This is a genomic window from Rhodovastum atsumiense (genome assembly GCF_937425535.1).
In the GTDB taxonomy this organism is placed as follows: Bacteria; Pseudomonadota; Alphaproteobacteria; order Acetobacterales; family Acetobacteraceae; genus Rhodovastum; species Rhodovastum atsumiense.
Map to the genome: position 1 here is coordinate 5,653,405 of NZ_OW485601.1, position 17,160 is coordinate 5,670,564.

The following is a 17,160-nucleotide window of genomic DNA, read 5'->3' on the forward strand; positions in this document are numbered from 1 at the left end:
GGCGGTTTCTCCCCGTTTTTTCGCGTTGGCCACCAGCATGTACGATGCAGCGGCAAATTGCACGCGAGCCCGGGGCGTTGCCCCGGACCCCACCAGGAGGCTTCGCCTCCTGGACCTCCACCAAGGGCCGGAGGCCCTTGGATCCCATGTTTGGTTCCTGGGTGCAGGGGTCTTCGACCCCTGCCGAGGTCCAGGAGCAGAGCTCCTGGCGGGGGCGGGGCAGCGCCCCGCGCTAGTGGGTCGGGCGGCCGAGGCGGCGTTTCGCGGCTTCGCGCAAGGATTGGAACGTCACGTAGAGCATCGGGATGACGAAGATGCCTACGGTGCTGGCCGCGATCATGCCGGCGAACACCGGCATGCCGACGGCACGGCGGCTGAGCATGGCGGCGCCTTCGGCCGTCACCAGGGGCAGCAGTCCGAGCACGAAGGCGATCGAGGTCATCATCACGGCGCGGAACCGCGTGCGGGCCCCGAGCACGGCGGCATCGCGGATCTCCGCGCCTTCCTCACGGCGTTCCTTGGCGAATTCCACGATCAGGATGCCGTTCTTGGCCGCCAGCGCGATCAGCACCACCAGCCCGATCTGGCCATACAGGTCGAGCGGCATGCCGGCGAGTTTCAGCCCGATGAAGGAGCCGAGCACGCCGACGGTCACCGACAGCAGCACCGGCACCGGGATCACCCAGCTTTCGTACAGCGCCACCAGGAAGAGATAGGCGAACAACACGGCAAGGCCGAGCAGGATGCCGGTCTGTCCGCTCGCCTGCTTCTCCTGGTAGGCGGTGCCCGACCAGTCGAAGCCGTAGCCCCCGGGCAGGGTGCGGTCGGAGATCTGTTCCATCGCCGCCAGCGCATCGCCCGAGGACACGCCGGGGGCGGGGGCGCCGTTGATGGTAACCGAGCGGTAGTTGTTGAAGCGGCTGATGGTCTGCGGCCCGAGCACGACGCGGGCCTCGGCGAGGGCGGCCAGCGGCACCATGGTGCCCTGCTTGTTGCGCACGAAGATGCGCCAGACCGCGGGGATGTCGTTGCGGTCGCGCGCCTCGCCCTGCACGTTGACCTGCCAGGTGCGGCCGAACAGGTTGAAGTCGTTGACGTAGATGCTGCCGAGCGTGGCCTGCAGCGCGGTGAAGATCTCGGAGATGCCGACCCCGAGCGCCTGTGCCTTGTCGCGGTCGATTTCCAGGTAGTAGCTCGGCGTGGTCGCGCTGAAGGTCGAGAACACGCGGGCGAGCCGGGGGTCCTGGTTGGCGGCCGAGATCAACCCGAGCATGGCGCTGCCCATCTCGGCGGGGTCGCGGCCTTCCATGTTCTGCAGCTGGTATTCAAAGCCGCCGCTGGTGGACAGGCCGATGATGGGCGGCAGGTTGAAGGGAAACACGGTCGCCGAGCGGATGCCCTGCGCCGCCCCGAACACCCGTCCGATCAGCGTCTGTGCCTTGTCGGCGACGGCGGTGCGTTCCTCGAAGGGCTTCAGGCGCACCACCAGGAAGGCGGAGTTGCTCTGCGCGCCGCTGTCGAGCAGCGAGAAGCCGACGATCGCCAGCACGTTCTCGACCTGCGGCATTGACTTCAGAATGCCCTCGACCCGCGTCACCACCTCGCGGGTACGGGCGACCGAGGCGGCGTCGGGCAGTTGCACGGCGACGAAGAAGGCACCCTGGTCTTCCTCGGGGAGGAAGGCGGTGGGGGTGATGCGGGCGGTGCCCCAGATGGCCACGCCGAAGACGCCGATCAGCAGCAGCGCCAGCACGGCGAGTCGCACCAGCCGACGCACCACCGCGGCGTAGCCGTCGCGCGCGAAGTCGATGCCGCGCAGGACATGCGCCATGATGCCGCGCCGCTTGTCCAGCGGGCGCAGGAACACCGCGCACAGCGCGGGGGAGAGCGTCAGCGCGTTGATCGCCGAGATCAGCATCGAGACGCTGATCGTCACCGCGAACTGGCGGAACAACTGGCCGGATACGCCGGGGATGAAGCCGATCGGCACGAACACGCTGAGCAGCACCAGGGTGATCGCGATGATCGGCCCGGTGATCTGCTGCATCGCCTTCTTGGTGGCTTCCCCGGGGGTGAGGTGGGGTTCTTCCTCCATCACCCGCTCGACGTTCTCCACGACCACGATGGCGTCGTCGACCACGATGCCGATCGCCAGCACCATGGCCAGCAGCGACACGGTGTTGGCGGAGAAGCCGAGCGCGAGCAGCACCGCGAAGGTGCCGATCAGGCTGACCGGCACCGCGACGGTGGGGATGATGGTGGCGCGCAGATTGCCGAGGAACAGGAAGACCACCAGCACCACGAGGACGAAGGCCTCGATCAGCGTCTTGATGACTTCGTGGATGGTGTCGGAGACGAATTTCGAGCTGTCCCACAGCACGATCTTCTTCATGCCCTCCGGGAAGCGGCGGGAGAGCTGGTCGAGCGTGTCGGTGACACGGGCCGCGGTGGCGACGGCGTTGGCCCCGGGGGAGAGATAGATGCCGATGGTGATGGCGGGATTGCCGTTGAGCCGCGCCTCGGTGTCCTGCGTGGCCGCGCCGAGCTCCACCTGGGCGACGTCGCGCACGCGCAGCACCGACCCGTCCGGGTTGGCGCGCAGCACGATGTTGCCGAAATCGGCGGCGGTGGTCAGGCGGCCCTTGGTCTGCAGGTTGATCTGGAACTGGGTGTCGTCGGCGGTGGGCTTGGCGCCGACGCGTCCCACCGCCGCCTGCACGTTCTGCGCCTGGATCGCCGCGATGATGTCGGATGGCGAGAGATTGAGCTGCACCATCCGTTCGGTGGAGAACCAGATGCGCATCGAGTAGTCGAGCGCGCCGAACACGAAGGCCTGGCCGACGCCGGGGACGCGGGCGACGGCATCCAGCACGTTGATGGTGACATAGTTCGACAGGAACAGCGGATCCTGCTTGCCGCCCTCGCTGTAGAACTGGATGAACTGCAGGATCGCCGAGGATTGCTTGCGCACGGTGACGCCGTTGCGCTGCACCTCGGCGGGCAGCTTGGCCAGCGCCGCCTGCACGCGGTTGTTGACGTTGACCGTGTTGATGTCGGGGCTGGTGCCGATGGCGAAGCTGACGTTGAGCTGGTAGCTGCCGTCGTTGGCGCTGTTGGAGCGCATGTAGATCATCTGGTCGACGCCGTTGATCTGCGCCTCCAGCGGCTGCGCCACCGTCGCTTCCACCACCGCGGCCGAGGCGCCGGGATAGCGGGTCTGCACCGACACCTGCGGCGGCACGATGTCGGGGAACTGGGCGACCGGGATGCGGGTGAGCGCGATCAGGCCCGCGAGCGTCATCACGATCGCGATGACCACTGCGAGCCGCGGGCGGTCGACGAAGACAGCTGAGATCACGGGGTCAGTTCCGGGCCGGCGAGGAAGCGGGGGAGCCTGACGGGGGTGCTTTCGGCGCGGCGGCCGCCGGGCCGGGATTGACCACGACGCCCGGCCGCACGCGCTGGATGCCGTCGGTGATCACCTGTTCGCCCGGCTGTAGCCCCGCCATCACCACGGCGGTGTCCGGGGTCGACTGGCCGAGCTGGATGCGGCGCTGCTGCGCCTTGTTGTCCTTGTCGACCACGTAAACGAAGTTGCCCTGCTGGTCGGACAGCACCGCAGACCGCGGGATGGCGAGTGCCAGCACCGGCTCCACCCCTTCCAGCAGCACGGTCACGAACATGCCATCGACCAGTTGGCGGTTGCCGGGCTCGCCTTGCTTCGCCCCCGGGCGCAGCGGGTTGGGAACGCGGCCACGCAGCATGATGGTGTCGGTGCCCTGGGCGACCGTGGGATCGACATAGTCGAGCTGGCCGTCCAGCGGGTAGGTCACGCCGTCCGGCAGCCGCACCCGGATCTTGACGGCGGCGAACCCGCCCTTGTCGGCATAGCGGTTACGCAGGTCGAGACCGGTGCGCACCGCGATCGGGAACAGCACGTACATCGGGTCCTGGCTGACGATGGTGGTCAGCACCCCGGTGGTGGGCCCGACCACGTTGCCGGTGGTGACGGTGGTGCGGCCGATCTTGCCGGCGATCGGGGCGTGGATCTCGGTGTAGTCGAGGTTGATCTGCGAGGACCGTGCCTGTGCCTGAGCGCCCTGCAACTGTGCGGCGTAGCTGGCCTGCTGCGCCAGCGCGTCGTCCACCTGGCTGCGCTGGCCGGCAGGGGTGTTGAGCAGCGTCTGCGCGCGGTTGAGGGTGATGGTGGCGTTGCGCAGCAGCGCCTGCATCTGCGCGACCGTCGCCAGCTTGGCCTGCAGGTCGGCCTCGAAGGGCGGACGCTCCAGCCGGTACAGCAGGTCGCCCTTCTGCACTTCCACCCCTTCGGTGAACAGCCGTTCCTGCAGGAACGCGGTCACGCGGGCGACGATGTCGACGCGATCGGTGGCCTGGATGCGGCCGACGAACTCATTGGTCTCCGTAATCGGTTTCCGCTCCGCCGTGATCACGCCGACGGCGGGTGGTCCGGGTGGCCCCATCTGGGCCCGGGCAGGCATGGCACAGCCCACGGCGAATGCCAGGACGACAACGAGCAGGCGTACGGCCATCCTCAACCCTCTGTTTCAGGCGCCCCTCAGGTAAGGGGTTTGCCCCAAGGCCACAAGCGGCAGCCTTCTTGCACTATCTGAACGAGCTTGCGAACCTCCCCTGGCCCAGACGAATGGGGGGGCGGGCGTGGAGATGCGTAGGGCCACAGGGCATCCGTGCATGCGCCTCCCCCGGTTCAACGTTATCGCGCATCTTGCCCTCGCACAGCACGGTGGAGGCGCAACCCGCGATCAACTCCATGCGTCATTCGGTAATGACGGTTTGATCGTTCGGGTACTCGTGTGCACGGTGGACGGCATGGATCCAGGTAACGGTGCAGCCGCAGTCGAACAGGAGGCATCATCTCATGCGACGGGGGATGCCGATCCTGGAGACACGGTGTGCGGCAGGTCATGCCGCGATGGTTGGCAGGGCGCAATCCCCCAGAGAAGGGACGACATGGCGGTCACTTCCGCAGACCTCATCGCACGGCTTGCCGATGCCGTGCACACTGCCCTGGGTCCGTTGATCCAGCCGGACCAGAACTTCGCGCTGATCGACTTTCCCGATCACAGCAATGTCGGCGACAGCGCCATCTGGACGGGGGAGATCGCCTATTTCCGCGAGCGCCATGGTATCGCCCCCAGCCTTATCGCCGCCCATCGCCCGCCCGACCCGGACCTGGTGGCCCGCGCGATCGGTGATGGTCCCGTCTTCATCCACGGTGGCGGCAATCTCGGCGACACCTGGCCCAGCCACCAACTCGCGCGGGAAGAAGCGCTGCACCTGTATCGCGGACGGCGTGTCATCCAACTGCCGCAATCGCTGCATTTCGACGATCCCGCCGCGTTGGCCCGGATGGCGGATGCGGTCGCGGCGCACGGCGATTTCGTCCTGCTGGTGCGCGACCGCGAAAGCCTGGAAACCGCCCGCGCCCATTTCCGGTGCGAGACGCGGCTCTGCCCGGACATGGCGTTCTGCCTGGGGCCGCAGGCCCGCCGGGGCGTGCCGGTGCATGATCTGCTCGTGCTGGCCCGGCTCGACCACGAATCGGCATCCGCCGCGCCCGAGGATCTGCCGCCTGGCGCGGTGCGCATGGACTGGCTGGCTGAATCCGATGCCTTCCTGGCGCGGGCCAAGCTGAAGTCGCTGGCCACCAGCGTGCTCGATTGCGACCTGCGTGCGCTGGATCGCGAGGCGCAACGCGACCGCTACCGGCGCCGCCTGGCGGAAGCGCGGGTGGAACGTGGCCTGGCTTTGCTGTCCTCGGCGCGCGCGGTCGCCACCGATCGGTTGCACGCCCATATCCTGTGCCTGCTGCTCGGCATTCCGCACGCGGTCGCCGACAACAGCTACGGCAAGCTGGGCCGCTTCATTTCTGCCTGGACGCAGGACAGCACCTTGCTGCGCATGGCGCCGTCCCTGCCCGCGGCGATCGAGATGGCCGGGGAACTCGCCCTTTCCTGACCGGTACCGGTCAGCCCAGCAGCCAGGCCATGAGCGCGGCCAGCAGCATCACCGTCGCGCAGGTCGCGCTGACATCGCGGGCGGGCAGCAGCTTGTCGTCGAAGCGGTCGGGACCGGTCGGCATGGCGCGCTTCCTTGAAGATGGGCGGGGATCAGGACGCGGGATGGGCGAATCCCGAGGCGACGGAGATGTCGGTGAGCTGGTCCGACAGCAGATCCAGCGCGGCGACCGCGCCGATCACCACCAGCGCCGGCATCGGCAGGCGGGCGCGCCGCACGGCCAGGGTGCAGGCCCCCAGCGTGGTCCGCAGCACGCGCTGGCCGGGCAGCGTGGCCCGGGCGATCACCGCCACCGGGGTGGTGTCCGGGCGACCGGCCGAGAGCAGCCGCAGCGCCACGGCGTCGAGGCTGGTCAGCGCCATGAACCCGACCACGGTGCCGCCGGCCCGCGCCAGGGCGTCCCAGTCGATGGTGTCGGCGACGCCCTCGCCGGCATGGCCGGTGAGGAAGGTGACGGCGGCGGACAGGCCACGATGCGTCACCGGGATGCCCGCGACCGCGGGGGCCGCGGTGCCGGCGGTGATCCCCGGCACGACCAGGAAGGGAATGTCGGCCGCCTGCAGGGCGAGCGCTTCCTCGCCGCCGCGACCGAACACGAAAGGATCGCCGCCCTTCAGCCGCACCACGCGGCGGCCGGCCTGGGCCTCTGCCACAAGCCGGGCATTGATCGCCGCCTGCGGCCAGGGGTGATGACCCTTGCGCTTGCCGACATTGACGCGCGTGGCCCCGGCCGGGATCAGGCCAAGAATGCCCGGCCCCACCAGCGCATCGTGCAGGACCACGTCGGCACTGCGCAGCGCCTCGGCGGCACGCAAGGTCAGCAATCCCGGATCGCCCGGGCCGGCACCGACCAGCCAGACAGTGCCGGGGGCGGGTCCCGCCGTTATGACGTCACGGCTCATGGCGACTTCCGGAAACACATTTGACACTGGGTATATAAGCCTTATTTCCTCACCACAACCCGTGCTTACACGCCGCCTCCCAGGAGAAGCCACGATGTCATCAGGTACGAAACGCTCCGCGGTCGAGGCGTTGAAGGAAACCAGCCGCGGCCTGCGGGGCAACCTCGTCGCCGAACTCGCCGCCGGCGGCACCCAGGTGAGCGAGGATGCGTACAACCTGCTGAAATTCCACGGCAGCTACGAGCAGTACGACCGTGACACCGCGACCGCATTGAAAAAGCAGGGCCTGGAAAAGGATTACGGTTTCATGGTGCGGCTGCGCGCCCCCGGGGGGCGGCTGACCGCGGCGCAGTACCTGGCCCTCGACGGGCTGGCCGACAGCCATGGCAACGGCACGATGCGCGCCACCACCCGGCAGACGCTGCAATTCCACGCCGTTCGCAAGGATAATCTGAAGTCGCTCATTGCTGCTATCAATGCCACCCTGCTGACCACCCGCTCCACCTGCGGCGACGTGGTGCGCAACGTCATCACCAGCCCCGCGCCGGTGCGCGATGCCGTGCATGCCCGGCTGGAAGCAGATGCCCGCCTGCTGTCGACGACGCTGTTGCCGCGCAGCCGGGCCTATGACGAGATCTTCCTCGATGAGGCCCCGCGCGCCGATTCCGGCCAGGAGGAAGAACCGCTGCTCGGCCCTGCCTACCTGCCGCGCAAGTTCAAGATCGGCATCGCCGTGCCGCAGGACAACACCATCGACGCGCTGAGCAACGACCTTGCCTTCATCGCCGTGTGGGAGGGGGAGACCCTGCGCGGCTACAACGTGGCGGTGGGCGGCGGGCTGGGCATGACCCATAACCGCGCCGACACCTATCCGAGGCTGGCGAGTGTCCTGGGATCGGTCGGGCCCGACGCGCTGCTGGCCACCGCCGAGGCGGTGATCCGGGTGCAGCGCGACAACGGCAACCGCGCCGACCGCAAGCGCGCCCGCCTGAAATACGTGGTGGACGACAAGGGGATCGACTGGGTGCGCGCGGAAGTGGAACGCGAACTGGGCGCGAAGCTGGCCGACCCGCTGCCCACGCCGCCCTTCGCGATGCCCGAGCTGCTGGGCTGGCACGCCCAGGGCGACGGGCGCTGGTGGCTCGGCGTGCCGGTGCCCTCCGGGCGCATCGCCGACACCGCGGAGGTGCGGCTGCGCACGGCGCTGCGCCGGATCGTCGAAACCTTCGCCCCGGACCCGATCATCACCCCGCAGCAGGACCTGCTGCTGTCGAACATCGCCGAATCCGATCGCGCCGCGATCACGGCGCTGCTGCGCGAGCACGGGGTGACACTCGCCGAGGAACTCACCCCCTTTGCCCGCTGGGCGCTGGCCTGTCCGGCGCTGCCGACCTGCGGCCTGGCGCTGACCGAGGCCGAGCGGGTGCGCGAACCGATCGTCGCCGGCCTGGAAGCGGTGCTGCACCGGCTTGGGCTGACACAGGAGCGGATCAGCCTGCGCATCACCGGCTGCCCGAACGGCTGCGCACACAGCTATGGCGGCGATATCGGGCTGGTGGGCCGCGTTCCCGGCTCCTACGCCATCTTCGTCGGCGGCGACTTCGCGGGCACGCGGCTTTCCTTCAAGTTGCTCGAACGGGTGCCGCAGGCCGAGATCGCCGCCGTGCTCGCGCCGCTGCTGGCCGCCTATGCCGCCGAACGCCAGGGCGGCGAAGGCTTCGGCGACTATTGCGCACGTCGGGGCGCGGACGCGCTGCTGGGACTGGTGGAAAACGCCAGGGCCAGCGCGGCCTGACGGCGTCCCATTGCCGCCGCGCACGGTTTCATGGCGAAGCCGTGACGTGGCGGTCCGAGCTTTTGCTTGATTGCCGGGCGCTATCCGTCATCGTGATGTCATGTTGCCTGTTGTGCTGGACTGCGCCGACTGGCCGATCATCCTGGTAGGGGCGGGACCGCTGGCGGTCCGGCGCCTCGCCTTGCTGGATGCCGCGGAAAGCTGCGCGGTGAGCGTGTTCGCGCCGACCGAGGACCCGGCGCTGCAAAAGGCCGCCGGGTCACGCTCCGTCCCGCGCGCGCCCACCGAAGCCGAGATCGCGGCCGCCCGGCTGATGCTGGTGGCCGGGCTCGGTCCGGCGGACGGCGAGCCCCTGGCCGCGCTGGCGCGCCGCCACCGGGTGCTGGTGAACGTCGAGGACGAACCGCTCAATTGTGATTTCCATATGCCCGCCATCGTGCGACGCGGCGCGCTGCTGCTGACGGTTTCCACCGGCGGACGCAGCCCCGTGCTGGCCGGGCGGCTGCGCCGCTGGCTCGCTGAGCGCTTCGGGCCGGAATGGGCGGGGCGGCTCGACGCGGCGGCGGATGTGCGCACGCAACTGCGCACCGCCGGGCGCGGGGATGAAGTCAGTTCCGCCGTTAACGTCCTGATCGATCGCGAGCGCTGGCTGCCCTAGCTGGGCGGGGCGTTGCCCCGCGCCCTACCAGGAGGCTTTGCCTCCTGGACCTCCACCAAGGGCCACAAGGCCCTTGGAACCCTTTCTTTCAGGCCGGGGCGTTCGCCTTCGGCGAGGCAGGCTGGGCGTCCCGGCGCAGCCGGTGTTCGCCCAGGAACAGCAGGATCGGCGCGGCGATGAAGATCGACGAGGACGTGCCGACCACGATGCCGAACAGCATCACCCAGGCGAAGCCGGCCAGCGAGGCCCCGCCGAACAAGGCCAGCGGCAGTGTTGCCAGGAAGACCGTCATGGAGGTGCCGATGGTGCGGTTCAGCGTCTCGTTGATCGACAGGTCGATCAGGTCACGCAGCGGCATGGCCTTGTACTTCCGCAGGTTTTCACGCATGCGGTCGTAGACCACCACCTTGTCGTTGGTGGAGTAGCCGAGGATGGTGAGCAGCGCGCCGACCATCACCAGGTCGAATTCGAAGCGGGTCAGCGCCAGGAAGCCGATCGCCTTGGTCAGGTCGAGAATCAGCGTGACCACGGCGCCGACGGCGAACTCCCATTCGAAGCGGAACCAGATATAGACCAGGATCATCAGCAGGCTGATGAACAGCGCCAGCATGCCGGCCTGGAACAGTTCGGCCGAGACCGAGGCGCCGACCGCGTCGGTGCGAACCACGCGGGTGCCGGGCTGGGCCGCTTCCAGGGCGGCGCGGACGCGGCTGACCATTTGCTGGGTGGCGGCCTCGGTGGGCTGGGCGTCGAGGCGGATCGCCACGGAATCGGCGTCGCCGAAGCGCTGCACGCCGGCCTGGCGCACGTCCTGGGCAGCCATGGCCTCGCGCAGCTTGCCGAAATCCGCAGGACCCGGGGTGCGCGCTTCCATGACGATGCCGCCGGCGAAATCGATGCCGAGATGCAGGCCGGGGTGGAAGAACAGGATCACCGAGGCGATGGAGAGCACCGCCGAGGTGATCACCCCGATATAGCGCCCGCGCATGAAATGGATGCGGGTGTTGTCGGGAACGATGCGGAGCAGGGGGCGGAAGAACATCGGGGCTTGCTCCTTCAGACCGGCAGCGCCTGCGGCCGGTTGGCCGCGTACCAACGCACCATGAACAGGCGGGCCAGCATGGTGGCGGTGAACATCGTGGTCACGATGCCCACGGTGATCGTGACCGCGAAGCCGCGCACCGGCCCCGCGCCGAAGAAGAACAGCATCAGGTGCGAGAGGAAGGTGGTGGCGTTGCTGTCGACGATGGTGGCGAAGGCGCGCCGGAAGCCGGTTTCCATGGCGTTCAGCGGCGTGCGGCCGTTATGCACTTCCTCGCGGATGCGCTCGTTGATCAGGATGTTGGCGTCCACCGCCATGCCGAGGGTCAGCAGGATGCCGGCCATGCCGGGCAGGGTCAGCGTCGCCTCGAACAGGCTGAGGATGGCCATCAGCAGCACCAGGTTCGCCAACATGGCGAGGTTCGCGAACCAGCCGAACAGGCCGTAGAAGATCCCCATGTAGGCGATCACCAGCACGAAGCCGACGGCGAGCGCGATCGCGCCGGCGCGGATCGCATCGGCGCCGAGCTCGGGCCCGACGCTGCGTTCCTCCACCACCGTCAGCGGCGCCGGCAGCGCGCCCGCGCGCAGCAGCACCGAGAGGTCGGTGGCCGAGCGCACGTCGAACCGGCCGCTGATCTGGCCACGCCCGCCGGTGATCGGCTCGCGGATGACCGGGGCGCTGATCACCTTGTCGTCGAGCACGATGGCGAAGGGGTGGCCGACATTGGCGCGGGAGATGTCGGCGAAGCGGCGGGTGCCGACCGAGTCGAAGGTGAAGTTCACCACCCATTCGCCGGTCTGCGAGTTCTGGCCGGCGCGGGCATCGGTCAGGTTGGCGCCGTCCACCTCGATGCGGCGGCGCACCGCGATCTTCTGGCCACGGCCGTTCTCGAGCGGCAGGAAATCGACGCCGGGCGGCGGCACCGCGGCCCCGAGATTGGCGTTCTCGTCGGTCAGGCGGAAGGTCATGCGGGCGGTCTTGCCCAGCAATTCCTTGATCCGGTTGGGATCCTCGACGCCGGGCAATTGCACGATGATGCGGTTCTCGCCCTGGCGGCTGATCAGCGGATCGACCACGCCGGTCTGGTCGATGCGGCGGCGCACGATCTCGATCGATTGCTGCACCGCGGCGGTGGCGCGCTCGCGCAGGGCCACCGGCGAGAGCGTCAGCGCGAGGCTGCCATCGGCCTGGGTGGTGAGCTCCAGGTCCGGGCGGCTGCCCAGGCTCTGCGAGGCGGTGGTGATCAGCTCGCGCAGCGCCGCCTGGGCGGCGTCCTGCTTGCCGGCCTCGTCGATGCGGGCGACGATCCGGTTCTCCTGCGGCTGCGCCGAGACCAGGAAGCGGACGATGCCGGCCCGCCGCAGCGACTGCCGTGCCGAATCGGCCAGGCTGTCCAGCCGCTCGCGGATCACCGCGTTCATGTCGACTTCCAGCAGCAGGTAGCTGCCGCCGCGCAGGTCGAGCCCGAGGTGGATGGTGCGCCAGGGCACCCAGTCGGCCGGCCGGGGCAGCAGGTTGGGCAGGCAGAGCAGCGCCCCGAGCAGGCACACCCCGAGCACCAACGCGGTCTTGAGGCGGCTGAAATACATCATGGCGGCGCGACCTGCTCCCATTCGTGGTTCCTGGCTCGCGGGCAGATAGCGGCAAACCGGGGCGGGAGCAAACCATGCGCGATCATGGTGTGCGGGGCGGGGCCTCCGCGACCAGCGCCGCCAGCCGGGTCTGCAGCGCCGGACGGTCGGGCAGGGTGATGCCGAAGCGCTCCTCCAGCGCCGCCATGATCGCCTCCGCCGAACCCAGGGTGTGATGTTCGCTCGGCGCGTCCGGGTGATGGATCGACAGCCGCGTGTTGGCGAGCGTGAGCCGCCCCGTTCCGGTTGGTCGCGCCACCATCAGCCCGGTGACGAAGTGCGAGGCCGGATGAGTCGACAGGAAATAGCTGCTGACTTCGTAATCCACCCGCAGGTGCGGCGTGAGGTCGAAGCGGTAGAGCGGCTTCCATATCCCTGCCACCAGGCCTTCCATCCGCAGGTCATCGCCGGCCGGGACGATCCGGAAGGGGCCGTGCGGCGTCGGCTGCTCGCGGCCCGGCGCGAGGCGCAGCGGCGCGGTCATGGTCAGGCCGCCGAAGCCGACATCGGCGATCCACGGGCCGTCCGCCAACTCGACCCGCAGCAGCATGTGGCTGCGCGGCCCGACTGTGCCCTCCGGCCGGTTCCACAGTACCCGGGCGGCGAGTCCGGTGACCCGGAAGCCCAGGATCGCCAGCACCTGGCCGAACAGCAGGTTGTGTTCGTAGCAGTAGCCGCCGCGGCCATCGCGGACCAGTTTCCGCTGCAGCGAATCCGGGTCGAGTCGCACCGGGCGGCCGAGCAGGGGGTCGAGGTTCTCGAACGGGATGGCGCAGGGATGCAGCAGGTGCAGGGCGTGCAGCGTCGCCGCCGTGGCCTCGTGTGCGCCCTGGTAGCCGATCCGGGCGAAATAGCCGTCGAGATCGATGCCTGCATCCGCCGGGATCATTCCTGCCTCCTGCCTGCCGGGCGCGCCTGCCGCCCGGATCCGTTGCCGCGCCGCCCGCATCTGCACCAGGAGCGCGGCGAGTTCCAGCCGGACCCGATGGCCGAACCGGCGCGGCGCTGCTACCTGTGCCGTCGCAAAATGGAGGGCAGGTCGTGTCAGGGTTGCGGATCGGGGTTCTGGGTGCCGGCCATTTCGGGCGCTTCCATGCGCTGAAGGTCGCGGGCAACCCGCGGGCTACCCTGGCCGGCGTGCATGACCGCGACGGGGCGCGCGCGGCCTCGGTCGCCAAGGAAGCCGGGGCGGGGGCGCTCGACTGGCCGGCGCTGCTGGAGGCATCCGACGCGATCGTGGTCGCCACCCCCGCCGAGACGCATTACGCCATGGCGGCCGAGGCCCTGCAGGCCGGGCGCCACGTGCTGGTCGAGAAGCCGATCGCCGCCACGCTGGAGGAAGCCGACGCGCTGGCGGCGCTGGCGGCCGGGCGTGGCCTGGTGCTGCAGGTCGGGCACCTGCTGCGCTACTCCGCCGAGCACAAGGCGATCAGCAGCCGCATGCGTCGCCCGCTCTATATCGATTGCGTGCGCATCGCCCCGTTCAAGCCGCGCGGCACCGATGTCTCGGTGATCCTGGACCTGATGATCCACGATCTGGATCTGGTGCTGTCGCTGGTGGAAAGCCCGATTGCCAGCGTGGATGCGGTGGGCGCCCCGGTGGCGAGCGCGCACGAGGACATCGCCAATGCGCGGGTGCGCTTCGAGAATGGCTGTGTCGCCACCATCACCGCCAGCCGGATCAGCCTCAAGACCGAGCGCAAGATGCGGCTGTTCAGCCAGGAAGGCTACATGTCGGTCGATTTCGGCAGCCGCAAGCTGATGATGATCGGCCGCGAGCGTGGCCTGCCGATCCCCGGCACCGGCGGCGGGCGCATCGAGGAAACCACCTGGAAGGAGCATGATGCGCTGGAGGCCGAGCATGCCGCCTTCGCCGCGTCCATCCTTGATGGGGCTCCGGTGCTGGTCGATGCCACCGCCGGGCGGCGGGCGCTCGCCGCCGCCCTGGCGGTGACGGCGAGCATGGAGGAAAGCCGGGCCCGTGCCGAGGCGTCCGGTCTGATCCAGAAGGAGTAGCGCGGCGGGATCAGACGGCCCGCCGCACCTCGACCGTCCCGAAGGCGATGAGACCGACGCCGGCCACGCGATCGATCCAGCGTCGCGCCTTTGCCCCGATTGCATGGCGCAGGGCCGACACGACGGCCACCATGCCGCACCACCACAGCAACGAGCCGGAGAACACGCCCGCGACCGTCCACAGCGCGGTCAGCGGGTCGAAGCCGGAGCGTGGTGCCAGGGCGGTGAAGATGGCGGCGAACATGATGATGGTCGGGGGGTTGGTCAGGGTCAGCAGCAATGAGCTGCCGAACGCCGTTCCCACCGACGCGGCGCCACCTGCTTCGGCGGAGGTCCCGGGATCCCTGGTCAGGAAGGTTTTCACGCCGAGCCAGATCAGGAACAATCCCGCCGCGAGATGCAACGGCTGCTCATAGGCCAGCAGGAAGGCCGAGACGCTGGCCAGTCCCAGCGCCGCCACCACCGCGTAGGCGGCGTCGGCGACGGCGATGCCGAGTCCGGTCGCCAGCCCGAATTGCCAGCCCTGGGTCAGGCTGCGCCGCATGCACAGCACGCTCATCGGGCCGACCGGCGCGGCGACGGCGAGGCCGAAGCCGGCAGCCTTCAGGTAAAGCGCGAGCAGATCCACATCCGTTCTCCGTTGCCATCGTCCCGGTCATCACAGCCGATCGGGTGCCGCTTGCAAAGAGCCGGCGGTGCTACCGTGCCGCCCGGATCGCCGCCCAGACCCGTTCCGGGGTGGCCGGCATGTCGATATGGGTGATGCCGAATTCCGCCAGGGCATCGACCAGCGCATTCATCACCGCCGGCAGGCTGCCGGCGCAGCCGGCCTCGCCGCAGCCCTTGGCGCCGAGCGGATTGGTCCGCGCCGGCACCGGATGGCTGGTGAAGGCGAAGCCAGGGACGTCCCCCGCCCGCGGCAGGGCATAGTCGGCGAAGCTGCCGGAGACGAGCTGGCCGGTCTCGTCGTAGCGCACGCTTTCCCACAGCGCCTGGCCGATGCCCTGGACGATGCCGCCATGAGCCTGTCCCGCGACCAAAGCGGGGTTCACCAGCACGCCGAAATCATTGACCATCTGGTAGGCAACCACCGCGACCCGGCCGGTGTCCGGATCCACCTCGACCTCGGCGATGTGGCAGCCATTGGGGAAGGCGCTGGGCACGCCGGGGAACACCAGCCCGACATCCAGGTTCGCCGGTACGTCGTCCGGTAAGGGGCCGGCGGTGCGCAGTGCCTCGGCCAGGTCCAGGATGTCGATGCCACGGTCGGTGCCGGCGATGCTGAAGCGCCCGGCGGCGAAGTCGATATCCACCGTGGCGGCTTCCAGCACATGCGCGGCGGCCTGACGGCCCTTTTCGATCACCGCGTCGCCGGCGGCAAGGATGGCGCCGCCCGAGTTCATGATGCTGCGCGACCCGCCGGTGCCGCCGCCGGCCAGCAACTGGTCGGAATCGCCCTGCACCAATCGGATGCGGGAGAAGGGCACGCCAAGCTTGTCCACCAGCACCTGCGCGAAGGCCGTCCAGTGTCCCTGTCCGTAATCCAGCGTGCCGGTGACGATACAGACGCTGCCGTCGGGCTCGAAACGGATGCCGCCCATCTCGTTGCTGGCCGCCGCGGTGACTTCCAGGTACTGGCCGATGCCGCGCCCGCGCAGCCGGCCACGGGCGCGGCTCTTGGCGCGACGGGCCGGGAAGCCGTCCCAGTCGGCCATCGCCAGCGCCCGCGTCAGGATCGCCGGGAAATCGCCGCTGTCGTACTCCATGGTCGAGGGCGCCTTGTAGGGCAGCAGCTCCGGCGTGATGTGGTTGCGCCGGCGCAGATCCACCGGATCGATCCCGAGTTGGCGCGCCGCGGTGTCGACCAGGCGCTCCATGCAGTAATTGCCCTCGGGCCGCCCGGCGCCGCGATAGGCGCCGACCGGGGTGGTATTGGTGAACACGCACCTCACCGCCACCGAGATCAGCGGCGTGCGATAGACGCCGATGATGTTCTTCACGATGTTCATCGTTGGCGGCAGCGTCGTGCTGTTCGAGAGATAGGCACCGACATTGGCGAGCCCGGTCACGCGCAGCGCCAGGAACCGTCCCTCGGCATCCAGCGCGAGTTCGCAGTCCTCCACGTGATCGCGGCCATGGCTGTCGGAGAGGAAGCTGTCGCTGCGCTCGTCCGTCCACTTCACCGGCCGGTCCAGCAGCTTCGCCGCATGCAGCAGGGCGACGTATTCCGGATAGCAGGATGCCTTCATGCCGAAGCTGCCGCCGACATTGCCGGTCAGCACCCGCATCTTCTCCGGCGCGACGCCGAAGATGCCCGCGAGCGTCCGGCGCATCCCGAACACGCCCTGGCAGCCCACGCGCAGCGTCCATTGTCCGCTGGCGGCATCGTATTCGCCGAGCGCCGCCCGTGGCTCCATCGGTGCGACCACGATTCGGTTGTTCGCGAGACGCAGCCGCACCCGGTGCGCCGCGGTGGCGAAGGCCGCCTCGACGGCGACGGCATCGCCGAACCGCCAGTCAAGCACCAGATTGCCCGGTGCCTCCGCATGCAGTCGCGGCGCTCCCGGCTGCATGGCCTCGACAGGGTCGATGAGCGCGGGCAGGGGGTCGATTTCGGGCAGCACCGCCTCGGCGGCGTCCTTCGCTTCGGCCACGGTCTCGGCCACCACCACCGCCACGGGATCGCCGACATAACGCACCCGCGTCCCGGCCAGCGCGCCCTGCACCGGTTTGGGAACCGGGCTTCCGTCGTGGTTCCGGCCGGTCACATTGGCCGGCATCGGCCCGATGCCGGCGGCCTGCAGATCGGCGGCGGTGATGATGGCGAGCACACCTGGCATGGCGGCGGCGGCCGTCGTGTCGATCGCGGTCAGCACTCCGTGCGCCATGCGGCTGCGCACCACCACCGCATGGGCCTGTCCCGGCAGGGTGAGGTCGTCGGTATAGCGGCCCTGGCCGCGCAGCAGCACCGGATCCTCGAGCCGCGAGACCGGCTGGCCCACCGCGAATGCCCCCGATCGCGGGGTGGGGGTGGTGCGCAGGTCTCGGGTCATGCG

The 17,160-nt window shown here is 69.3% G+C and carries 12 protein-coding genes; 4 read left to right on the forward strand and 8 right to left on the reverse strand.

The window, feature by feature from the left end:
• Window positions 1-232: 232 nt before the first annotated feature.
• The gene (locus NBY65_RS25500; protein ID WP_150041231.1) at window positions 233-3,358 is read right to left on the reverse strand and encodes an efflux RND transporter permease subunit; all 3,126 of its coding nucleotides are present in this window, start codon (window positions 3,356-3,358) and stop codon (window positions 233-235) included.
• A 4-nt stretch (window positions 3,359-3,362) separates the two neighbouring features.
• Complete coding sequence (locus NBY65_RS25505) at window positions 3,363-4,550, reverse strand: efflux RND transporter periplasmic adaptor subunit (protein ID WP_150041232.1); 1,188 nt, start codon at window positions 4,548-4,550, stop codon at window positions 3,363-3,365.
• Window positions 4,551-4,989: 439 nt separating this feature from the next.
• Here NBY65_RS25505 and NBY65_RS25510 point away from each other — a divergent pair, with 439 nt between their 5' ends.
• Window positions 4,990-5,997: a polysaccharide pyruvyl transferase family protein gene (locus tag NBY65_RS25510; protein ID WP_162530570.1), complete on the forward strand. Its 1,008-nt coding sequence runs from the start codon at window positions 4,990-4,992 to the stop codon at window positions 5,995-5,997.
• A gap of 152 nt (window positions 5,998-6,149) precedes the next feature.
• Here the strand turns inward: NBY65_RS25510 and cobA are convergent, their stop codons facing one another.
• Window positions 6,150-6,959: a uroporphyrinogen-III C-methyltransferase gene (gene cobA / locus NBY65_RS25515; RefSeq protein WP_150041234.1), complete on the reverse strand. Its 810-nt coding sequence runs from the start codon at window positions 6,957-6,959 to the stop codon at window positions 6,150-6,152.
• 94 nt (window positions 6,960-7,053) lie between these two features.
• On the opposite strand from cobA, the gene NBY65_RS25520 reads away from it, so the two are divergent.
• Both NBY65_RS25520 and NBY65_RS25525 read left to right on the forward strand, forming a co-directional pair.
• A complete protein-coding gene (locus NBY65_RS25520) occupies window positions 7,054-8,754 on the forward strand; it encodes an NADPH-dependent assimilatory sulfite reductase hemoprotein subunit (protein ID WP_150041235.1) in 1,701 nt (566 codons plus the stop codon).
• 100 nt (window positions 8,755-8,854) lie between these two features.
• Window positions 8,855-9,412: a precorrin-2 dehydrogenase/sirohydrochlorin ferrochelatase family protein gene (locus NBY65_RS25525; RefSeq protein ID WP_150041236.1), complete on the forward strand. Its 558-nt coding sequence runs from the start codon at window positions 8,855-8,857 to the stop codon at window positions 9,410-9,412.
• An 88-nt stretch (window positions 9,413-9,500) separates the two neighbouring features.
• Here the strand turns inward: NBY65_RS25525 and secF are convergent, their stop codons facing one another.
• The 3 genes from secF to NBY65_RS25540 form a co-directional block, all read right to left on the reverse strand.
• Entirely contained in the window at window positions 9,501-10,454 is a 954-nt protein-coding gene (gene secF / locus NBY65_RS25530; RefSeq protein ID WP_150041237.1) for a protein translocase subunit SecF, read from the reverse strand.
• 14 nt (window positions 10,455-10,468) lie between these two features.
• A complete protein-coding gene (secD, locus tag NBY65_RS25535) occupies window positions 10,469-12,049 on the reverse strand; it encodes a protein translocase subunit SecD (protein ID WP_150041306.1) in 1,581 nt (526 codons plus the stop codon).
• An 82-nt stretch (window positions 12,050-12,131) separates the two neighbouring features.
• A complete protein-coding gene (locus NBY65_RS25540; protein ID WP_150041238.1) occupies window positions 12,132-12,977 on the reverse strand; it encodes an arylamine N-acetyltransferase family protein in 846 nt (281 codons plus the stop codon).
• 152 nt (window positions 12,978-13,129) lie between these two features.
• On the opposite strand from NBY65_RS25540, the gene NBY65_RS25545 reads away from it, so the two are divergent.
• Entirely contained in the window at window positions 13,130-14,104 is a 975-nt protein-coding gene (locus NBY65_RS25545; protein WP_239002812.1) for a Gfo/Idh/MocA family protein, read from the forward strand.
• A 10-nt stretch (window positions 14,105-14,114) separates the two neighbouring features.
• On the opposite strand, the gene NBY65_RS25550 is transcribed toward NBY65_RS25545, so the two are convergent.
• Together NBY65_RS25550 and NBY65_RS25555 are read right to left on the reverse strand one after the other, a co-directional pair.
• Window positions 14,115-14,732 (reverse strand): LysE family translocator, encoded by a 618-nt coding sequence (locus NBY65_RS25550; RefSeq protein WP_150041239.1) that lies wholly within the window; start codon window positions 14,730-14,732, stop codon window positions 14,115-14,117.
• Window positions 14,733-14,802: 70 nt separating this feature from the next.
• Window positions 14,803-17,157, reverse strand: a complete 2,355-nt coding sequence (locus NBY65_RS25555; protein ID WP_150041240.1) for a xanthine dehydrogenase family protein molybdopterin-binding subunit — start codon at window positions 17,155-17,157, stop codon at window positions 14,803-14,805.
• Window positions 17,158-17,160: the final 3 nt, after the last annotated feature.